The sequence below is a fragment of the Olivibacter jilunii genome, assembly GCF_900607235.1.
GTDB lineage: Bacteria > Bacteroidota > Bacteroidia > Sphingobacteriales > Sphingobacteriaceae > Olivibacter > Olivibacter oleidegradans.
Genome location: NZ_LR027848.1, coordinates 706,290 through 724,520, shown reverse-complemented (window position 1 = coordinate 724,520; position 18,231 = coordinate 706,290). Strand labels below are relative to the sequence as shown.

The following is an 18,231-nucleotide window of genomic DNA, read 5'->3' as shown; positions in this document are numbered from 1 at the left end:
AAACAACTAACTACAAATAACTACAATGTTAAAAACAATTTTCCGTCAGCTGTGGCACAATAAATTGTTCACCAGCTTAAATATTTTAGGTTTAAGTATCGGTATCAGTGCTTGTTTTATTATTTATCAATTGGTCAGTTTTGAATTCGGCTTCGAACAGGCAATTCCAAATCACAAGCAAATTTTCAATGTGGTAAGCCATATGGAATTTGACGGACAGGAAGGACACAATGTTGGCGTGCCCAAACCTCTTGGCCGGGCGATAGAAACGGAGATTCCCGGCATTAAGTTCGTCGTACCTGTTGCAGAACAGTTTATGGAACAAGTAACCGTACCGCAGGCAGATGGTAAAGAGAATACGTTTAAATCGCCAGATCGTCAAGTAATGACAGTAGCTAAATACTTTAACATGCTTCCCTACGAGTGGCTAGCTGGAGCTAAAGATGAGGCACTCAATAATCCCAACACCGTTGTTTTAACAAAAAGCCGGGCTGAAAAGTATTTCCCTCGTATAGGTTTTAACGATATCATTGGCAAAACACTAATCTATAACGATACAATTCAAAAGCAGGTTAGCGGGATTGTTGATGATTTAACATTTGCTACTAGTTTTTACGGCAAGGAGTTTTTTCCCTTACCTAAGGATTATTTTTCACAGAGCGATTGGGGCTCCACCAATTCCAATGATAAATTATATATACAACTTGACGAAAAAAGTGTTGTTGCCAAAACGCAGCAGCAAATTAATGCGCTTTCTGTAAAGAACACAAAAGACTTATTTGAAAAATGGCGATTTAAACGGGATCAACGCCTGATTCCTGTCGCCACTATGCACTTTACCACCGAATACGGAGAAAATAATGTCCATAAAGCTAACAAACCTGTTCTATTAGGCCTCATTGGCGTAGCAATCTTTTTGTTAATTTTAGCTATTATCAATTTTATTAATCTGAGCACGGCACAATTACCTAAGCGGGGGAAAGAAATCGCTGTTCGCAAAACAATGGGTAGTTCAGGTAGACGGTTAATCTATCAATTTTTAGGCGAGACTTTTATTACTTGCCTGTTAGCAGCGATCCTTTCTTGTTTTCTCACTTACTTGTTTCTGCTATCCTTCAAAGAACTATTTCCTGAACAGATGCACGCTTACATTAACTACTTCCGGATTTTCGCTCTGTTCTGGTTATTCTTATTGCTCACCACCCTATGTGCGGGCCTGTATCCTGGCTGGCTGATTACACGTGTCAATCCCATTCAAATTCTTAGGAATCAAAGCCTTATTACTATTGGAAGTGTTCGACTATCACTCCGAAAAGCGCTTATCATTTTCCAGTTTGTAATTGCCATGTTATTTATTGTGTGCGCGGTTATAGTAGGTCAGCAGCTTCGATATACACTACATAAAGATTTAGGATTTAACAAAGATGCCATCTTATTGGTGAATGTTCCCTGGCGAAAAGTGAGTAACGACAAAGGCACCAAATATACCTTGTTAAATGAGTTGAAAAAGCTGAAAGGAGTAGAAGCCGTTTCCTTAGCAGCCCCTCCTCTAAGCAATAATACAATAAGCAATAACTACGATTATATACCTGATAATGGTGGTGCAAAAAAGGAATTCCAACCTTATCTAAAGAATATCGATACCGCCTATCTTGCACTTTACAATATGCAGTTATTGGCCGGTCGCAATCTCTTGCCGCTTGATACCGTAAATGAGTATCTAATTAATGAAACTATGTTAAGGGTATTGGGCATTAAATCGCCAAAAGACGCGATCGGGAAATTCATCGGTCCCCAAGATGGCAAACAGGCTCCTATTGTAGGCGTCGTAAAGGATTTTCACAATAAGACATTTTACAGTTCTATTGATCCTATTATTTTGCTCATTGATAAGCAAATAAATGCAACATACAATATAAAATTAAGGGAACGTAATCCGGAAAGCTGGCAAGAAAGCATCGCTGAAATAGAAAAACGCTGGAAAAAGTTTTATCCGGAAGAGACTTTTGAATATACCTTCTACGATAAAAGCATTGAAGACTTATATACGCAAGAACGACAAATGTCGAAAATTATCAACCTAGCAACAGTCGTCGCTATTCTAATAAGTTGCTTAGGTCTGTTGGGTTTGATCACTTTAACGGCCTATCAGCGCACAAAGGAAATCGGTATCCGCAAAGTACTGGGTGCTTCTATTGCAGGGATTGTCGCTTTACTTTCGAAAGACTTCTTAAAACTAGTGGTATTATCGATCTTAATTGCTTCACCCATCGCTTGGTGGGCCATGAATAAATGGCTACAGAGCTTTGCCTATCGGATAGAAATTCAATGGTGGATATTTGCATTAGCTGGTTTGGTAGCCATTTGTGTGGCATTTTTTACGATGAGCGTACAGGCCATTAAAGCAGCAAGGGCTAATCCGGTTGATAGTTTGAGGAATGAATAAATTTAGTTATTAGTTACTCGTTATCTGTTATTGGGCCGAATAACGAATAACTAACAACAAATAACCATTACGACAAAAAAACACTGTCCGTTTCCGAACACCGGTTGTGCACTATCGAACAGCTATCAAAATCAGAATCAAACCAACAGACTAAAAATCAGAAACTTATAGTTTTTGGTTTTATTTATGCCTATTTTGGTACGATTGGTTATAAATGATGGCTCTGGGTAGGTAGTAACCTACTCTTAGCCTTTTTAGAAAAAAGACATAAGACATGGGTATCAAGACATAAGATTCATATTTATAAGCAGGCTCTTAAAATATCTTGATACCTGCCTACCGGCAGGCAGGCTTGATCCCATACTTGATAAATAAAATATGAACACCAATAACCTAAAAATAGCGTGGAGAACGGCTTGGAAATCCAAGCTGTTTACCTTGCTTAACATTTTAGGACTGGCAATTGGCTTCGCCGGCTTCATTTTAGCCTATGCCTACATCCATCGAGAAAACAGCTACGATAGGTGGAACCCCAACTACGATAACATCTATCTTATCGGTTTAATCAACAAAGATAACCTATCTGATCTTACACCTGCAGCACTTGCGCCTGCACTGAAAGCTGCAGTTCCTGAAATAGAAAGCGCCGGCCGCGTCGCTAGAGCTCCTTTTGAAATTCCCTTTATTTCGGAGAATGATATGTTTTATATCAAGAACTGGTTGGGCGCCGATCGAACAATAGCGGATATTTTCGCTATTCAGCTTGAAGGTTTATCTATCACTAATTCTCCGGAAAAATCAATCGGATTATTGTCGGCCGAGGTAGGTAAAAAGCTTTTCCCTAATGAAAAGCAAGCAGCTTTCAAGGCGCCCAAGATCGTATCCTTAATGAACGAGCAGAGCGGTTTTACAGAGAACATACATGGCATTAGCAAACCTCGCCTTTTGTCAAATTTTGAATACGATTACATTGCTTTTAAAGAGGACATCGCACAAGGGAAAGGAGATGGTGATAATAATGTTTATCAAACCTATATACTTGTAAGGCCAGGAACCAGGATAGAGGAGCTCACCGCTAAAATCAATACCATCTACCATAATACAATAGCTAAACAAAGAGAAATTAAAGGATCAATACGCGCTGAAGCCAACATTTACCTTGATCCCCTAAAAAATTTGCATCTGCGTCCAAGGATCGGTTCCGATACAGGATACAAGATCGTCTGGGCGCTGGGTGTTCTTTCTTCAGTGATCTTACTATTGGCCTGCATGAACTTTGCCAATTTAATGTTGGTACAAGCACAGAGAAGATTTAAAGAAATCGGTATGAAGAAAGTCTTTGGTGTAACCCGAAAACGTTTGGCTCTTCAGTTTCTGTTGGAAGTATTTGCACAATGTCTCATAGCTGCTGTTATTGCCTGCCTTTTGATCAGTATCAGCTGGAACACCATGATTACTTTTTTTAGGTACGATTTTTCTTCTTTCGATTTCAATATGAGCGTAATTGGTCAACTGGGCACGGCCGTTCTTCTAGCTACGCTACTATCAGGTATATATCCTGCCTACATCTTATCCGGTTATCATCCTATTAACATCATTAAGGGTCAATTCCATAATGGACAACGGGCTTTTAGCTTAAGAAGTGCCTTGCTCATGTTTCAATTTATTATCGCTTTTATTTTTATCAGTGCGATGCTCGTCATTAATAAGCAAATGAACTATATGGAAAAAAGTGATAAAGGGTTTAGTGTCGATCAAGTCGTACATATTAAAAATCTTACCCTTTTCAACAAACCTGCTCAATTCGCCTCTATTAGAAACCAAATGAAAGCCATTCCGGGTATCGAGGAAGTCACTGTGGTAACAAACTACCCCGGTGGGCCGGCACCAAGCAATGAAGCATTTACTTACAGCGATAAAACATATTCATTAGATCATGTAGGTGTTGATTTTGATTATTTCGAAACTTTGGGTATGAATCTGCTATCAGGCAGAACTTTCTCCTCATCCCTTCTGTCGGATACGACGCAATCCATCGTAGTAAATGAGTCGGCAGCACGACGCTTGGGAATAAAGCAACCGAACGGCGAAAAAATCAGTATCTGTGATCAGACTTACACGATCATAGGCATCGTAAAGGATAGCAAAATGCAAGGTTTCGAACAGCTTATCAAGCCAACAGCTTACACGCTACAAACGAAGTGCGGTTATCCGAATCATCCCTTTAAGTGTGATATTTTAGTGAAAGTAAACGGACATAGCATCCGCTCAACGATGGAAACGTTGAAAAAACAATGGCCATCCATCAATAAACTGGACGGAAAGTACCTTATTTACGACTTTCTGGATCAGCAGTATGCTGCACTCTACGCTAAACAAGAACAACTCCGCCAAGCTTTTACGGCGTTTTCAACTTTGGTCATGATTGTGGCGCTATTAGGCCTATTTAGCATGTCGGCCTTTACAATCAGTCTGCGCGAAAAAGAAGTAAGTATACGGAGAGTTTTAGGCGCCAATACGCGACAGCTCTTCCTTTTACTCAATAAACCGTTCCTTCAGTTAATAGGTATGGCAATTTTGGTAGCTACACCTCTTGCTTGGTGGTGCACAAGTCAATGGTTAGATGGTTTTGCCTATCGCATTCATTTATCTTGGCATATTTTCGCTGTAGGCGCCGTATTGACTCTGCTTTTAGCGTCCATTACGATTAGTTATCAGGCGATCAAGGTTTCTATTGTTAACCCAGCTGATACCTTAAAAGACGAATGAAATTGTCGAGCTTAAAGGAGAATCTTATAAAGATTAAGAATCAGCGGTGTTTTTTGATTTTTAATGTTTTGTTTATTTTAATGTACCAATGAACTTGGCTTTTTACTTTTAATTTTTATTTTTTAATCTAAAAAAACGATGATTCAACTGAGCAATATTTTCAAGTGGTATAATGTGGGCGGCAACCGTTCATTTGTGTTAAAAGATATCAATCTTACTATCAGTGAAGGTGAGTTTGTATCGATTATGGGGCCTTCCGGTTCAGGAAAGTCTACCTTATTACACGTTTTGGGGCTCCTGGATGAACCGGATGAAGGCAGCTATCAATTCCTTGGACAAGAAGTGCTACGATTAAAGGAGAAACAACGCTCCGCACTTTACAAAGAGCATATTGGCTTTGTATTTCAAGCCTACCATTTGATTGACGAGCTAACTGTTTATGAGAATATCGAAACACCGCTCATTTATAAAAACCTAAAGGGTAGCGAGCGCAAAGCAATCGTGGCAGACCTAATAGACCGATTTGGAATCGTCGGCAAGAAAGATCTCTTCCCTTCTCAATTATCAGGCGGACAACAGCAACTCGTTGGCATTGCCCGTGCACTCGCTACTACCCCTAAATTATTATTGGCCGATGAACCAACCGGCAACCTAAATTCCAAGCAAGGAGAAGAAATTATGGATTTATTTAAGCAGCTGAACGAAGAAGATGGTGTAACGATCATACAGGTTACACACTCAGAGAAAAACGCCGAGTACGGCAATCGAATTATCGAGCTTTTGGATGGCCAGATTGTGAAATAATGCTAATACCGCTCCAGTAAATCTGCATAGGCTTTCAACGCATGGTGCACAAAAACATTTTTCCCCGTGTCCGGATATACCTTATAATACGTTGAGTCGGGCTGGAGAACAATAGGGACTCCAGCTCGCATATAATTCATCGTTTCCGCATAAGCGGGCTCTTTCAATTGTGGTAATGTTTTCTGAGTTTGTTTAAAAAGTGTTTTGCCTAAGTACTTCTCAAAATTCCGTCTAGATTTCTTACTTGATTTATCGAGCTTGTTAAAGGCGTGCTTAAGATACCATCGAACGTAGAAAGGCTTCTGTTTTTTTAATCCCTGATCAATGTTTTGAAAGGGATTTAGCCGATTAAAATCTGCCAAGGTTTGTAGTGAGAAAGGCGTTTCAGGAACCCAATCCAATGCATTTACGATGGTGAATCCCCAACCACCCCTTGTAATGAAATCATAATCATATGCATAGTATAGATTCCCCGGTTTAGGAGCCGCACTGCAATAGGTTTTGATAAGTAAATCCGCAGGTAATTGCTTCTCTTCCCGTTGATATCGAAGGTAAGACGTGAGCAAAAAGGCCAACGCCCCACCTTGACTATGTCCCATAATCAATAGCTGTTTCGTTCCTTTTTGATATTGTTCCTTAATCTGATGTACGATATCAGGTGCCATGGAAGCGATTCCGATGGTCCAACCGGCATGAACTGCCGCCTTCGGATCCTTCGAAAAAACGTAATCAAATTGGGTGCTATCATTCAATTGCAATACGCCTTTCGCGGGTACCATTGCTGAATAAAAATTTTCTAACCAGCTTACGGGGTCATTAATCGTTCCTCGGATAGAAACTGCCATTATTTGTTTATCACGACTGAGCCAAAGGTCCCATCGATTCTTTAAGCCCGCCTCTTTTGATCGATAAATGCGCTCATAATTCATAGGAGGCTCCAAATAATTGGGCCCCGGTTTAAGTGTATCGCCTTGTGAAGAAGAAATCTTTAGTAAAGTAAGATACTCTTGTTTATCAAACCCAGGCTTTAAGCTTTGCGCACGGAGGAGTCCAATATGTACGTTCAGTAGAAGCCAAATGGCAATAAAATATCGCTTCATATCTTGTTTTCTCTTTATGGAAACGCTACTAAATCTATAAAGTTTTATTCGCTTTTGTTTATCTTGCGGAAAAAATTACGTATTCCTAAAACATCCGAGGTCCAACCATCACTATGAGGAAATTATTGAAAAGTCTGTATTTTCAGGTTATTATAGCGATCATTATTGGTGTATTAATTGGTCATTATTATCCAAAAGTAGGCGAATCACTTAAACCGCTCGGAGATGGCTTCATCAAGCTCGTAAAGATGATTATTGCGCCGCTCATTTTCTGTACGGTGGTATTGGGCATTGCCGGCATGCAGAACGTGAAGAAGGTAGGGAAAGTGGGACTAACGGCCATTATTTATTTCGAGGTAATGACCAGCATTGCGTTGCTTTTGGGGATGGCGATCGTAAACATTTTACAACCCGGTACTGGGATGAACATTGATCCCGCGTCCTTGGATACTTCCTCGGTAGAAAGCTATATCACGGAAAGCAAACACCAGGATAGTCTTAAGGATTTTTTGTTGCATATCATACCGGATAATGTCATTGGTGCTCTTGCCCAAGGAGATTTGCTGCAGGTGCTCTTTTTCGCAATCTTGCTTGGTTTTGGCTTATCGAAAATCGGAAAAGCAGCAGAACCGGTGATGACCGTTTTGCAATCCTTTCTGAACGGAATATTTGCCGTGATTAAGATCATTATGCGTGCGGCACCTATAGGCGCTTTGGGAGCAATGGGTTTTACTATTGGTAAATACGGCTTGAACTCCTTAACGCAGCTAGGCATGCTTATGCTCTGCTTTTATCTTACTTGTCTTATTTTTATCTTTCTGATTATCGGAGCAGTCCTTTACTTTAACGGCTTTAGCGTTTGGAAAGTCTTAAAATACATTAAAGAAGAGTTATTGATTGTTTTGGGGACCTCCTCTTCTGAGTCTGCGCTACCCGGCATTATGCAGAAATTAGAGCGGGCAGGCTGTTCAAAACCCGTTGTGGGCTTGGTTATTCCAACAGGCTATTCCTTTAATTTAGACGGTACCTCAATATACTTAACCATGGCAGCAATTTTCATTGCGCAGGCACTTAATATGCACATGAACTTCAATCAACAATTAACCCTTTTATTGGTTCTTTTACTCACTTCAAAAGGGGCCGCCGGTGTAACGGGCAGCGGATTTATCATCCTAGCCGCAACGCTTCCAATGGTTGGTCATGTTCCCGTCGAGTCCGTTGCGCTGGTTTTTGGGATCGATCGTTTTATGAGCGAAGCCAGAGCGCTAACCAATATTATAGGCAACACGGCGGCAACGCTCGTTATTGCAAAATGGGAAAAAGAAATTGATCTTGAGCAAGCAGTAGAGATACAACGATAGGGTGTCCAGCCATTAGCACTGTCCGAAAACGGACACCCAATGCCCGTTTCCGAACGTAAAGCATCATCCCGCTTTTAATAACAGCTTGTAAATAAAACAGATAAGTTTTTGGCTTATCCTGTGTATTCTTTTGGCATAAGAAATTTTGCATGAACACACTTAAAAGAGCGATATTATTTTTTCTATATATACTCCCGTTAATTACGCATGGTCAAGACTCGGTTAAAACACACTACAATCTAGAAGAATGTATCGCACTGGCGCTCAAAAACAATGCGGAGGCACAGAAAAGTGCTAACAGCAGCCAAGCTGCTTCATTAGATTTGAAACAAGCTAAAGCGGCCTTATTGCCTACGCTCAGTGGAAGCTTCGATCACAATATTAACACAGGTTTTTCAACAGACCCCATAACAAACGCGATTGTTTCTGAAAATATAACATCGGGAAATCAGCGGCTGAATACAAACATGGTTTTATTCAACGGCCTCAATTTGCTTAGAACCATTCGACAACAGGCCTTCGCTTATAAAGCTACCCAAATGGATGAGCAGCGGATAAAAGATAACCTAACGATGGACGTGATCCTCGCGTACTTGCAGGTCATTACAGCAAAAGATGCGCTGGAGCAGTATAAACAACAACGAGATGTCACCAAAAAACAACTGGAACGTTTAGCCATTCTAAATAGGGACGGAGCAGTTGCTCCGGGAGAATATTATGATGTAAAGGGACAGTTTTCCGGTGATCAAATTACAGTATTAACTGGTGAAAATACGCTTAGAACAAATGTAATCGTGCTGACACGCTTATTAAATATCCCTTATAGCCAAGCGCTTTCATTTGAACCGATTAATCAACTACCTGATGTTTCCAGTGCGTCATTAAGTCAAGAGGCCCTTTATGAAAGAGCCGCTGCTTCACTTGGAACTTTAAAGGCGGCCCAATTCTGGAAAGAGAGCGCTGAATATCAACTGAAAGCGACTCGTTCTTTATATTTTCCAACATTATCCCTCGGGGCCAACCTAACTAGTCGATACTCAAACGCTGACGAAAACAGAGGGACCTACATGGATCAAATTCAGGACAATTTAGGAAAGGGCGCGGGATTGACCTTGAGCATCCCTATTCTAGATGGCTTTAGAAGAAGAATTAATGTCTCCAGGGCCAAACTTGAATTAAGAAACGCGGAGATTGATCTTGAGAACACAGAGAATAATTTACAACAGCAAACAGCACAGGTGTTGATCAATTTACAGACAGCCAAAGAAAAATACCTGGAAATCCGTGAGCAAGTAGAAGCTTACAAAGAGTCCTTCCGCGTGGCGGAAGTTCGTTTCGAAGCGGGGGACATTAATTCAGTTGAATTCCTTCTTCAAAAAACAAAATATGATCAAGCGAATATCAGTTTAGTGGTAGCTCAATATGAATGGCAACTGAGACAGCGTATTGCGAACTACTATAACGGTCAGCGCTAAGCAAGGATCAAGCAAAATCAGCTCATGCTATCAGGCTAAGCAAAAAAATTTATAAATTGCGGATGTTATGGGCAATATTGATTTTAGCTTTTTCAACATCCGCCTACTGGATGTAATTGATATCTTTTTGGTAGCTATCATCATCTATTACATTTATAACCTCATCAGGGGAACCATTGCGGTAAATATCCTGATCGGACTGTTCATTATCTATTTAGCCTATTTAGTGGTAAAGCAATCGCAAATGCGCTTGCTTACCGAAATATTTGGTGGCTTTATCAGTGTCGGTTCCATTGCATTAATTGTTGTGTTCCAGCAGGAAATAAGGCGATTTTTAATTCATATCGGAAAGAACATCAGCTTTAGACGAAATAAAAAACTTTGGTCACTTTTCCTGGGAAAGAAAGAGATCGAAAAAGACAATACCGCTCGATTAAAACCTATTATTGATGCTTGTAGGAGTATGTCTAAATCACGGACCGGTGCGCTGATCGTTTTCTCTAAATTTTTTGATGAGGAATACTATCAGAATAGCGGCGAATTTATAGATGCCGAAATTTCAAAACGCTTATTAGAAAGCATTTTTCAAAAAAACAGTCCACTACACGACGGAGCCCTGGTAATCGTGGATTTTAGAATCAAAACAGCCAGTTGTATCCTACCTTTATCCGATAGCGAAGACCTTCCGCTCCAATTTGGCCTGCGGCACCGCGCCGGTATTGGCGTTACCGAAATGAGTGATGCGGTTGCGGTTATTGTGTCTGAAGAAACGGGCGAGATTTCATATGCCAAACAAGGAAATGTTAATATGAATATTACGCATGACGAACTTGAACGTCTTTTAAATGAGGATGTGTAGCTTCGTCGCAGACCCGCCCTGTTAACAAAAAAAAGCCCTCAAATTCTTTTGAGAGCCTACAAATAAGATAATTATTGGTTCTTAGCAGTACTCGTTGAAAGCAGCTACCAAGTTGTCTGCGATCATCTGCGCAGGTCTGCCTTCAATGTGATGCCTTTCAATCATATGCACTAATTTACCATCTTTGAATAAAGCCATTGATGGCGAGGACGGTGGATAAGGTAACATATAGTTCCTTGCCTTATCTACTGCATCTTTCTCCATGCCCGCAAAAACGGTTACTATCTTCGCAGGTTTCTTCTCGTTTTGAATAGCAGCCTTAGCTGCCGGACGAGCATTTGCTGCCGCACAGCCACATACTGAATTTACGACAACAAAAACAGTTCCCTCACTATTAATCGCCGCATCAACTTCTTCAGGCGTTTTAAGTTCCTCAAAGCCTACAGCAGTCAACTCTTTGCGCATAGGCTCAACCAAATATTCTGGATACATCTTTTCCTTTTTTATGTTTATATAATAAAGCAAAGATACTAGATATGAACCGGATGGGCAATACAGCTATTTCAACATAATGTCAGATTATATACTCGGGGACAAGCAGGTAGTTACTTCTCCGAATCTATCTTTTTCTGATCTGACCTTGCTTTAAATTCTGCTTCTACTTTTGCCTGGAATGCTTCAGAACGCCGTGCTAATGCAGCTGCTTTTTTTGCAAGCGCTTCCTGCTTTGCTTTAAATTCAGGTGTTTCAAATTGCTTTTGAAAAACTTCAGCCCGCTTGCTTAAATCGTTCGACCTCTTTTCGAGGGCTTCTCTTTTTGCCTTTACTTCGGGGCCATTCATTTTCTCTTCAATTTGTTTAGAAAGGTCTTCCAGTTTCCTGCTCTTCTCTTCCATTTCCTTTTCTTTCTGCTTCCACTCATTTGATTTAAAATAGGTGGAATCGTGGCCCCCTATCGCACGAAGCCCCATCTCTTGTGCTTGTTCTTGTACATCTTTCATAGCTGCTTTCCACTCTGGAGAGTTAAAAAGCTCGGTCGTGCTCAGCTGCGCTAGTTCCGCTGCATTTTGGCTCAGCTCTTTTTGAAAAGTCATCCATTCGGGCGTCTCAAATTGCTTCGCTACTACTTCCCCTATTTCTTTGCCATTAGCTTCAATCTCTCGCTGCAAGGTTTTCCACTCAGGAGAAGAGAATAACTTTACCACACTTTCAGTTACTTTTAATTCGTCCAAGGTATCTGGTTTCGATGGGGGTGCCAAGGGTGCTGTCGGTGCAAGAGGCGCTAAGGGAGGAAGAGGCTCCAATGTTTCCGCAGAAGGACGACGAGGAATAATGGGCAAAGGCGGTGCAGGACGATCTGCTTCTGCCAATACAGGAGGTTTAGGCGGATGCGGTACAGTGTCATTAGCGGGACTGACCCAAGCCAAGCCTAAGGCTCCTGCAATTAAAAGTGCCATTGCGCTCAATTTATGGCGTGTATTTAATGTTGTAGTTTTCATAATGGTTATTCTTTTAATTCGTTGAAGAAGATGTTCTTTATTGTTAAAGGCCCCTAAAGCTAGAGACGGTGAATTTTTCGTGCGAGCACTTTCAAGAGATAGCAAGGCATAAGCATATACCATAGCATCTCCTCCGTAATTAAGCACTTCGTCATCGCAGGTATATTCTCTCTCCTTTTCGAGCATTCTACATAATATTCGTACAAAAGGATTAAAGAACAAAATTGCTTCAACCAAACATTTTAACATGTTAAGCACATAATCATTTCTACGGATATGACTAAGCTCATGAATGAGTATGGTTTCTACTTGTTTAAGGTCAAGAGCTGATAATGCCGCTATTGGAAATAAAATAAGGGGCTTGAAATATCCAATAACTGTTGGAATCTCTACCTTTGCGGAAAGGTAAAAACCAACCTTTTTCCGTATACCCATCGTTTCATTGAGGCGGGTAAATATCCTTTCCCAAGGTTCCGGGACACCCCCTTTCTCTGCCCTTCTTAATTGGATAATCCCCAAGTACCCAACCATTAAAACCGTGAATTGTATACACACCCCTAGTATATAGAAAAGGCTCATATACGGAAAGTAGCGTTCTAATATCAATAAACTATCGCTATTTCCATTGGCCACCGAAACAGCGATTCCTTCTAATGAAACCGGGAGCTGCGTCTTACCAATTGCTGTAGAGCCGGGCAGGTAACTGATGAAGGTTCCAATGAAAGCAAACAGCAATACACCTAAAAAGGTAAATAAGAGATTTACTTTTTCCTTTGCTGATAAATAAAAAACAGACACCAACACATAGGCCATCCCCGCTAATAAGGCGCCTTGCCACAACGAGTGCAGCAGACTCCAACCAAGTGCGTAAATTAAGGGTGCTAAGTTCATTTTCTTTATTTTTTATTTTCCAAATCGTTTAACAACTGCCGTATTTTCGCTAACTCGGAATTGCTCGCACGATGGTTTCCAAGCGCCTGCATAACCAAACGTGTTGCAGAGCCATCAAATAAATCCTTTATAAATTTATTGACCAACTGTTGTTCCGCAACATCCCTGCTTACCGCAGCCCGATAAACGTGAGTCTTATTACTTTCATCGCGTGCCACCAGTCCTTTCGTATGCATAATTTGCATAAATTTTAAAATAGTGGTATATCCGACATCTTTATCGGAAGCAAATTGTTCATGCACCTGCCTAACGGTACAATCGCCCCGCTCCCACAGAATCTTTAAGATTTCCAATTCACTTTCCGTTGGTTTTATCGTTTTCATTAGCCTCCTGGTTTTCGCTCGCAATCGTTGTCTATAATATATACCTTATCATTACGAAGTATTTCGTAGGTAAATATACGAAGAGTTTCGTATATCCAAAATTATTTAGGATATTTTAACAGATTGCGCTCACTTTTCCTGTCGTCTTGATGCGTACCTTTATTTTGATAGCCACAAAGCGTATATGTAATATTACCTATTGCCAACACAATTCCTCCTAAATAGTTAGTAACTTTGCAGAATATTAAACATAGAAATGCATGCTCCATAAAGGAGTTTTGTCAGATCATTAACAATTTATATCAATAAACTATGTCATCAGTAGAGACAACGTATGTGCCCTATAAGGTTAAAGATATTAGCTTAGCAGCATGGGGGCGTAAAGAAATCGAATTAGCAGAAGCCGAAATGCCCGGTTTAATGGCTCTGCGTGAAGAATACGGAGCATCAAAACCTTTAGCGGGCGCTCGTATCGCCGGTTGTTTACACATGACGATCCAGACCGCTGTTTTAATCGAAACGCTAGTTGCTTTAGGAGCGGAAGTCAGTTGGTCATCCTGCAATATCTTTTCCACACAAGATCATGCCGCCGCCGCTATTGCTGCCGCAGGTATTTCAGTATATGCATGGAAAGGCTTAACGGCCGAAGAGTTCGATTGGTGTATTGAGCAAACGTTGTTCTTTGGTGAAGAGCGAAAACCGCTCAATATGATATTGGACGATGGTGGGGATCTTACCAATATGGTATTCGATAAATACCCGGAATTAATCAAAGGTATCAGAGGTTTATCGGAAGAAACGACTACCGGGGTACATCGCTTATACGAGCGCATGAAAAAGGGAACGCTTCATTTACCGGCTATCAATGTGAATGATTCGGTGACCAAATCGAAATTCGACAATAAATATGGATGTCGTGAATCTTTAGTTGACGCAATCCGGAGAGCTACTGACTTGATGTTGGCAGGAAAAGTCGCTGTTGTTGCTGGCTATGGTGATGTGGGCAAGGGATCTGCAGAATCATTGAGCAGCGCAGGTGTACGGGTTATTGTAACTGAAATAGATCCAATCTGTGCTTTGCAGGCCGCAATGGAAGGTTATGAAGTAAAAAAATTCGCGAACGCCGTTAAAGAGGCGGATATTATTGTTACTACCACCGGTAATAAAGATATTGTTCGCGCAGAACACTTTCCGCTAATGAAGGATAAAGCAGTTGTATGTAATATCGGACATTTTGATAACGAAATTGATGTTGCTTGGTTAAATAAGAACTATGGTCACACCAAGATCGAAATAAAGCCACAGGTTGATAAATATACGATTGACGGAAAAGACATTATTCTCTTGGCAGAGGGCAGATTGGTTAACTTAGGTTGCGCAACGGGCCATCCTTCGTTTGTGATGAGTAACTCATTCACCAATCAAACGCTCGCACAAATTGAACTGTGGGCGAATACGGCTCAATATGAAAACAAGGTTTACACCTTGCCCAAACATTTGGATGAAAAAGTTGCCCGCCTACATTTAGCTAAAATCGGTGTAGAGTTGGATGAACTTAACGAAGAACAGGCCGCCTATATCGGTGTATCGGTGGAAGGTCCCTATAAGCCAGATCATTATAGATATTAAGTAAAAAAGGAGCTGAGCTCCTTTTTTACTTTTCTCCTTTTAGTATATCATAAACATTTGCCAAGTAGGCAGATTCCGTTAATACTTCTTTTATATCTTCCCACTCGTCTTCTGTAAATGCTAGGCTAATTTCGTCTGCGGCAGAGTGCATCAGTAACCGATGTTCTCCATCAGGGAAACAGATCGAACGTTGTTGAAATACGTACTTTTTGATGTGCGCCAAAAATAAATAAAACTCCTGCTGTTTAAAATTCAACAGAATGTTGTTATGCCAAATAAAAAACATACCACATTCGGTACACTGACTAACCGTTGCTCTGTTTGATTGACATAATATTCTCGTATTACACATATATTTGGCTTATTGTGCCTGCTTTAGCCATGCCTTAAGCATGGCTAAACAGGACTTTTCGAAATATTCAAACTGTTCTCGTTCTTTTGAATACACAAATATATGTTTATTTTTAATCATTCTAAATAACAATTAGCTTGTGACATTGAGATTACAAATCCGGGCTGTAGAAGTAGAAGAGCGTTTTAGCTCGTAGCCTTGTATTTGAAAGCAACATTCTCTATGTTTGTCTAATAGTCTATTATATCATGACAAAGCTTTCAGTTAATATAAATAAAGTAGCTACCTTGCGGAACAGCCGTGGGGGCAACAATCCCAATGTACTACAAGTAGCGCTGGATTGCGAAAAATTTGGTGCACAGGGAATCACCGTGCATCCTCGCCCCGACGAAAGGCATATACGCTATCAGGATGTTTATGATCTAAAGGCCGCTATTACAACAGAGTTTAATATTGAAGGAAATTGTAGGGAGAAAAAATTTGTTGACTTGGTACTTGCCAATAAGCCAACCCAGGTAACACTCGTTCCTGACGAACAGGGACAAATAACCTCTAATCACGGATGGGATACTATAGCCAATCAATCTTACCTGAAAGAGATGTCAGCACTCTTTAAAGACGCTGGGATACGGGTTTCGATCTTTGTAGATCCGGATCCCAAAATGGTAGAAGCAGCAGCGAGTACCGGTACAGACCGTATTGAATTATATACAGAAGCTTACGCTACCAATTATTACAAAAATCCCGCGGAGGCCGTTCAACCTTATGCGGAGGCAGCGAAGCTCGCACATGAATTGGGTTTAGGACTAAATGCCGGGCATGACCTCGATTTGCATAATCTGCAATACTTTCGCAGCCAAATTCCGCACCTCTTGGAAGTAAGCATCGGACATGCTCTTATAGCAGATGCGCTCTATCTAGGTTTGGAAGAAACCATTAAGCGCTATAGAGCCCAATTGAGCTAGAAAGGTATAAGGCAGAAGGTTTAAGGAAATACCCTACGCCGTAAAGCCTTATACCTTACCACCTTTCTTAGTATTGTTCCAAGGCAGAGAAAAAGAAACTTCCCTCAATAGCTGCATTTTCATCTGAATCAGATCCATGTACCGCATTTGCCTCGATGGATTTAGCATATTTATTTCGAATGGTTCCGGCCTCCGCTTTACTTGGATCAGTTGCACCAATCAATTTCCGAAAATCTTCCACGGCATTCTCTTTCTCCAAAATAGCTGCTACGATGGGCCCGGAACTCATAAAAGCCACCAAATCTTTGTAAAAAGGGCGTTCTTTATGTACGGCATAAAAAGCGCCTGCAGTTCCACCTGTTAAGTGCGTATACTTCATTGCAACAATCTTGAACCCTGCTTCGACAATGTCGTTTAAAATTGCCCCGATATAGCCATTGTTAACTGCATCGGGTTTGATCATGGTAAAAGTTCTATTAGTAGCCATCTATTTAAATTCTAATTTTTGCAAAAATAAGCTTTTATGTCCACTTTGTTTCCTTATTTCAAATATTGTCCATATATATGTAAGTACGAATTTTTCTTTTGAATATCTAAGAAAAAAATTAATAGCTTTGCAATCTTTAAAACACTGCATGTTAACGATTACCACGCTGAAACAAATATTAGCCGAACCCAAAAGTATAGTTATAACAACTCACTATAAGCCTGATGGAGACGCTTTAGGATCGTCTTTGGCTATGTTGTTGTGGCTAAAAGCCCATGGACATCAAGCGCGCCTAATTGTACCATCAGATTATCCATCCTTCTTAGCATGGATGCCCCACCAGGAAGAGGCAATCATTTATACAGAAAACAAAGCACTCGCAGATAAGCTGATCGCAGCGTCTGATTTAATTTTTTGCTTGGATTTTAACGGTCTTGCGCGTACACATGACATGCAGCCTATTTTAAGTACAAGCCAGGCCACAAAAGTGATGATTGATCATCATTTGGATCCGGAAGGCTTTGACCAATTCAGACATTGGAACCCCGAATCAGCCGCAACGGCTTACCTAGTATATGATTTTATTGTTAATCTGCTGGATGACCGATCGTCGATCACACCGGAAATTGCAACTTGCTTGTATACCGGTATTATGACTGATACAGGTTCCTTTCGTTTCCAATCTACTACCGTAGAAGTGCACTTGGCGATAGCCGACCTGATTTCTTTGGGCGCAAAGAACGCCGAAATACATGAGCGGGTATACAATAGCTCTTCAGAAAATAGATTGAAGTTTTTAGGCTTTTGTTTACTCAATCGCTTGGTGGTACTCCATGAATACAATACCGCCTATTTCGCCATAACAAAAGAGGATTTAACCCGTTTTAATATCGTCACAGGCGATACAGAGGGTTTGGTCAATTACGCCCTGTCCATTAGTGGCATAAAGCTCGCCGCCCTTATCATTGATCGTACCTATCAAATCAAATTATCCCTACGTTCTGTTGGGACCTTTCCTGCAAACGAAATTTGTGCTAAATATTTCAACGGTGGAGGGCATCGCAATGCGGCCGGCGGTCATGATGATCATCCTTTAGAGCGGGTGGTTGAAAAATTTAAAGCAGTTCTTCCCGCTTATAAGGAACAACTTATGGATAATTAACAATATGTACAGAACTATACAGAAAATTTAAAACAGTAAAAGAAAGCAA

At 40.7% G+C, this 18,231-nt stretch carries 15 protein-coding genes; 9 read left to right on the top strand and 6 right to left on the bottom strand.

The genetic code is table 11. From position 1 onward, the window contains the following. Positions 1-25: 25 nt before the first annotated feature. The 3 genes from E0E36_RS03115 to E0E36_RS03105 all read left to right on the top strand — a co-directional run bounded on the left by E0E36_RS03115 (position 26) and on the right by E0E36_RS03105 (position 6,019). Positions 26-2,446 carry an ABC transporter permease gene (locus tag E0E36_RS03115; RefSeq protein WP_130854683.1) on the top strand — a complete coding sequence of 807 codons (2,421 nt, stop codon included), beginning with the start codon at positions 26-28 and terminating at the stop codon, positions 2,444-2,446. A gap of 378 nt (positions 2,447-2,824) precedes the next feature. Continuing rightward, positions 2,825-5,215, top strand: coding sequence for an ABC transporter permease (locus E0E36_RS03110; RefSeq protein ID WP_130854682.1), 2,391 nt, complete (start codon positions 2,825-2,827; stop codon positions 5,213-5,215). A gap of 138 nt (positions 5,216-5,353) precedes the next feature. Continuing rightward, positions 5,354-6,019 carry an ABC transporter ATP-binding protein gene (locus E0E36_RS03105; protein WP_013664523.1) on the top strand — a complete coding sequence of 222 codons (666 nt, stop codon included), beginning with the start codon at positions 5,354-5,356 and terminating at the stop codon, positions 6,017-6,019. Positions 6,020-6,021: 2 nt separating this feature from the next. Here the strand turns inward: E0E36_RS03105 and E0E36_RS03100 are convergent, their stop codons facing one another. Beyond that, positions 6,022-7,119 (bottom strand): lipase family protein, encoded by a 1,098-nt coding sequence (locus tag E0E36_RS03100; RefSeq protein ID WP_130854681.1) that lies wholly within the window; start codon positions 7,117-7,119, stop codon positions 6,022-6,024. Between the two features lie 113 nt (positions 7,120-7,232). Here E0E36_RS03100 and E0E36_RS03095 point away from each other — a divergent pair, with 113 nt between their 5' ends. The 3 genes from E0E36_RS03095 (at position 7,233) to cdaA (ending at position 10,814) form a co-directional block, all read left to right on the top strand. Beyond that, positions 7,233-8,480, top strand: a complete 1,248-nt coding sequence (locus tag E0E36_RS03095; RefSeq protein WP_013664524.1) for a dicarboxylate/amino acid:cation symporter — start codon at positions 7,233-7,235, stop codon at positions 8,478-8,480. A gap of 149 nt (positions 8,481-8,629) precedes the next feature. Continuing rightward, positions 8,630-9,955: a TolC family protein gene (locus tag E0E36_RS03090; RefSeq protein ID WP_130854680.1), complete on the top strand. Its 1,326-nt coding sequence runs from the start codon at positions 8,630-8,632 to the stop codon at positions 9,953-9,955. A gap of 67 nt (positions 9,956-10,022) precedes the next feature. Further along, a complete protein-coding gene (gene cdaA / locus E0E36_RS03085; protein WP_165446905.1) occupies positions 10,023-10,814 on the top strand; it encodes a diadenylate cyclase CdaA in 792 nt (263 codons plus the stop codon). A gap of 81 nt (positions 10,815-10,895) precedes the next feature. Here the strand turns inward: cdaA and E0E36_RS03080 are convergent, their stop codons facing one another. The 3 genes from E0E36_RS03080 to E0E36_RS03070 form a co-directional block, all read right to left on the bottom strand. Continuing rightward, a complete protein-coding gene (locus tag E0E36_RS03080; protein WP_013664527.1) occupies positions 10,896-11,306 on the bottom strand; it encodes a BrxA/BrxB family bacilliredoxin in 411 nt (136 codons plus the stop codon). Between the two features lie 113 nt (positions 11,307-11,419). Then, positions 11,420-13,204 (bottom strand): M56 family metallopeptidase, encoded by a 1,785-nt coding sequence (locus tag E0E36_RS03075; protein ID WP_130854679.1) that lies wholly within the window; start codon positions 13,202-13,204, stop codon positions 11,420-11,422. Positions 13,205-13,209: 5 nt separating this feature from the next. Beyond that, positions 13,210-13,587, bottom strand: coding sequence for a BlaI/MecI/CopY family transcriptional regulator (locus tag E0E36_RS03070; protein ID WP_013664529.1), 378 nt, complete (start codon positions 13,585-13,587; stop codon positions 13,210-13,212). Between the two features lie 312 nt (positions 13,588-13,899). Here E0E36_RS03070 and ahcY point away from each other — a divergent pair, with 312 nt between their 5' ends. Further along, on the top strand, positions 13,900-15,216 hold the full coding sequence (gene ahcY, locus E0E36_RS03065; RefSeq protein WP_130854678.1) for an adenosylhomocysteinase: 1,317 nt from the start codon (positions 13,900-13,902) through the stop codon (positions 15,214-15,216). A 25-nt stretch (positions 15,217-15,241) separates the two neighbouring features. On the opposite strand, the gene E0E36_RS03060 is transcribed toward ahcY, so the two are convergent. Then, positions 15,242-15,568 carry a DUF6686 family protein gene (locus E0E36_RS03060; protein WP_130854677.1) on the bottom strand — a complete coding sequence of 109 codons (327 nt, stop codon included), beginning with the start codon at positions 15,566-15,568 and terminating at the stop codon, positions 15,242-15,244. A 248-nt stretch (positions 15,569-15,816) separates the two neighbouring features. On the opposite strand from E0E36_RS03060, the gene E0E36_RS03055 reads away from it, so the two are divergent. Further along, positions 15,817-16,533, top strand: a complete 717-nt coding sequence (locus tag E0E36_RS03055) for a pyridoxine 5'-phosphate synthase (RefSeq protein ID WP_013664533.1) — start codon at positions 15,817-15,819, stop codon at positions 16,531-16,533. A 67-nt stretch (positions 16,534-16,600) separates the two neighbouring features. Here E0E36_RS03055 and E0E36_RS03050 read toward each other — a convergent pair whose 3' ends face one another. Next, a complete protein-coding gene (locus tag E0E36_RS03050; RefSeq protein ID WP_013664534.1) occupies positions 16,601-17,020 on the bottom strand; it encodes a nucleoside-diphosphate kinase in 420 nt (139 codons plus the stop codon). Between the two features lie 148 nt (positions 17,021-17,168). Here E0E36_RS03050 and E0E36_RS03045 point away from each other — a divergent pair, with 148 nt between their 5' ends. Continuing rightward, a complete protein-coding gene (locus tag E0E36_RS03045; protein ID WP_130854676.1) occupies positions 17,169-18,182 on the top strand; it encodes a DHH family phosphoesterase in 1,014 nt (337 codons plus the stop codon). Positions 18,183-18,231: the final 49 nt, after the last annotated feature.

Bases quoted from the DNA above. Each gene is read 5' to 3' on its own strand.
- E0E36_RS03115 (WP_130854683.1), top strand. From the start codon at position 26: ATGTTAAAAACAATTTTCCGTCAGCTGTGGCACAATAAATTGTTCACC.
- E0E36_RS03110 (WP_130854682.1), top strand. From the start codon at position 2,825: ATGAACACCAATAACCTAAAAATAGCGTGGAGAACGGCTTGGAAATCC.
- E0E36_RS03105 (WP_013664523.1), top strand. From the start codon at position 5,354: ATGATTCAACTGAGCAATATTTTCAAGTGGTATAATGTGGGCGGCAAC.
- E0E36_RS03100 (WP_130854681.1), bottom strand. From the start codon at position 7,119: ATGAAGCGATATTTTATTGCCATTTGGCTTCTACTGAACGTACATATT.
- E0E36_RS03095 (WP_013664524.1), top strand. From the start codon at position 7,233: ATGAGGAAATTATTGAAAAGTCTGTATTTTCAGGTTATTATAGCGATC.
- E0E36_RS03090 (WP_130854680.1), top strand. From the start codon at position 8,630: ATGAACACACTTAAAAGAGCGATATTATTTTTTCTATATATACTCCCG.
- cdaA (WP_165446905.1), top strand. From the start codon at position 10,023: ATGGGCAATATTGATTTTAGCTTTTTCAACATCCGCCTACTGGATGTA.
- E0E36_RS03080 (WP_013664527.1), bottom strand. From the start codon at position 11,306: ATGTATCCAGAATATTTGGTTGAGCCTATGCGCAAAGAGTTGACTGCT.
- E0E36_RS03075 (WP_130854679.1), bottom strand. From the start codon at position 13,204: ATGAACTTAGCACCCTTAATTTACGCACTTGGTTGGAGTCTGCTGCAC.
- E0E36_RS03070 (WP_013664529.1), bottom strand. From the start codon at position 13,587: ATGAAAACGATAAAACCAACGGAAAGTGAATTGGAAATCTTAAAGATT.
- ahcY (WP_130854678.1), top strand. From the start codon at position 13,900: ATGTCATCAGTAGAGACAACGTATGTGCCCTATAAGGTTAAAGATATT.
- E0E36_RS03060 (WP_130854677.1), bottom strand. From the start codon at position 15,568: ATGTGTAATACGAGAATATTATGTCAATCAAACAGAGCAACGGTTAGT.
- E0E36_RS03055 (WP_013664533.1), top strand. From the start codon at position 15,817: ATGACAAAGCTTTCAGTTAATATAAATAAAGTAGCTACCTTGCGGAAC.
- E0E36_RS03050 (WP_013664534.1), bottom strand. From the start codon at position 17,020: ATGGCTACTAATAGAACTTTTACCATGATCAAACCCGATGCAGTTAAC.
- E0E36_RS03045 (WP_130854676.1), top strand. From the start codon at position 17,169: ATGTTAACGATTACCACGCTGAAACAAATATTAGCCGAACCCAAAAGT.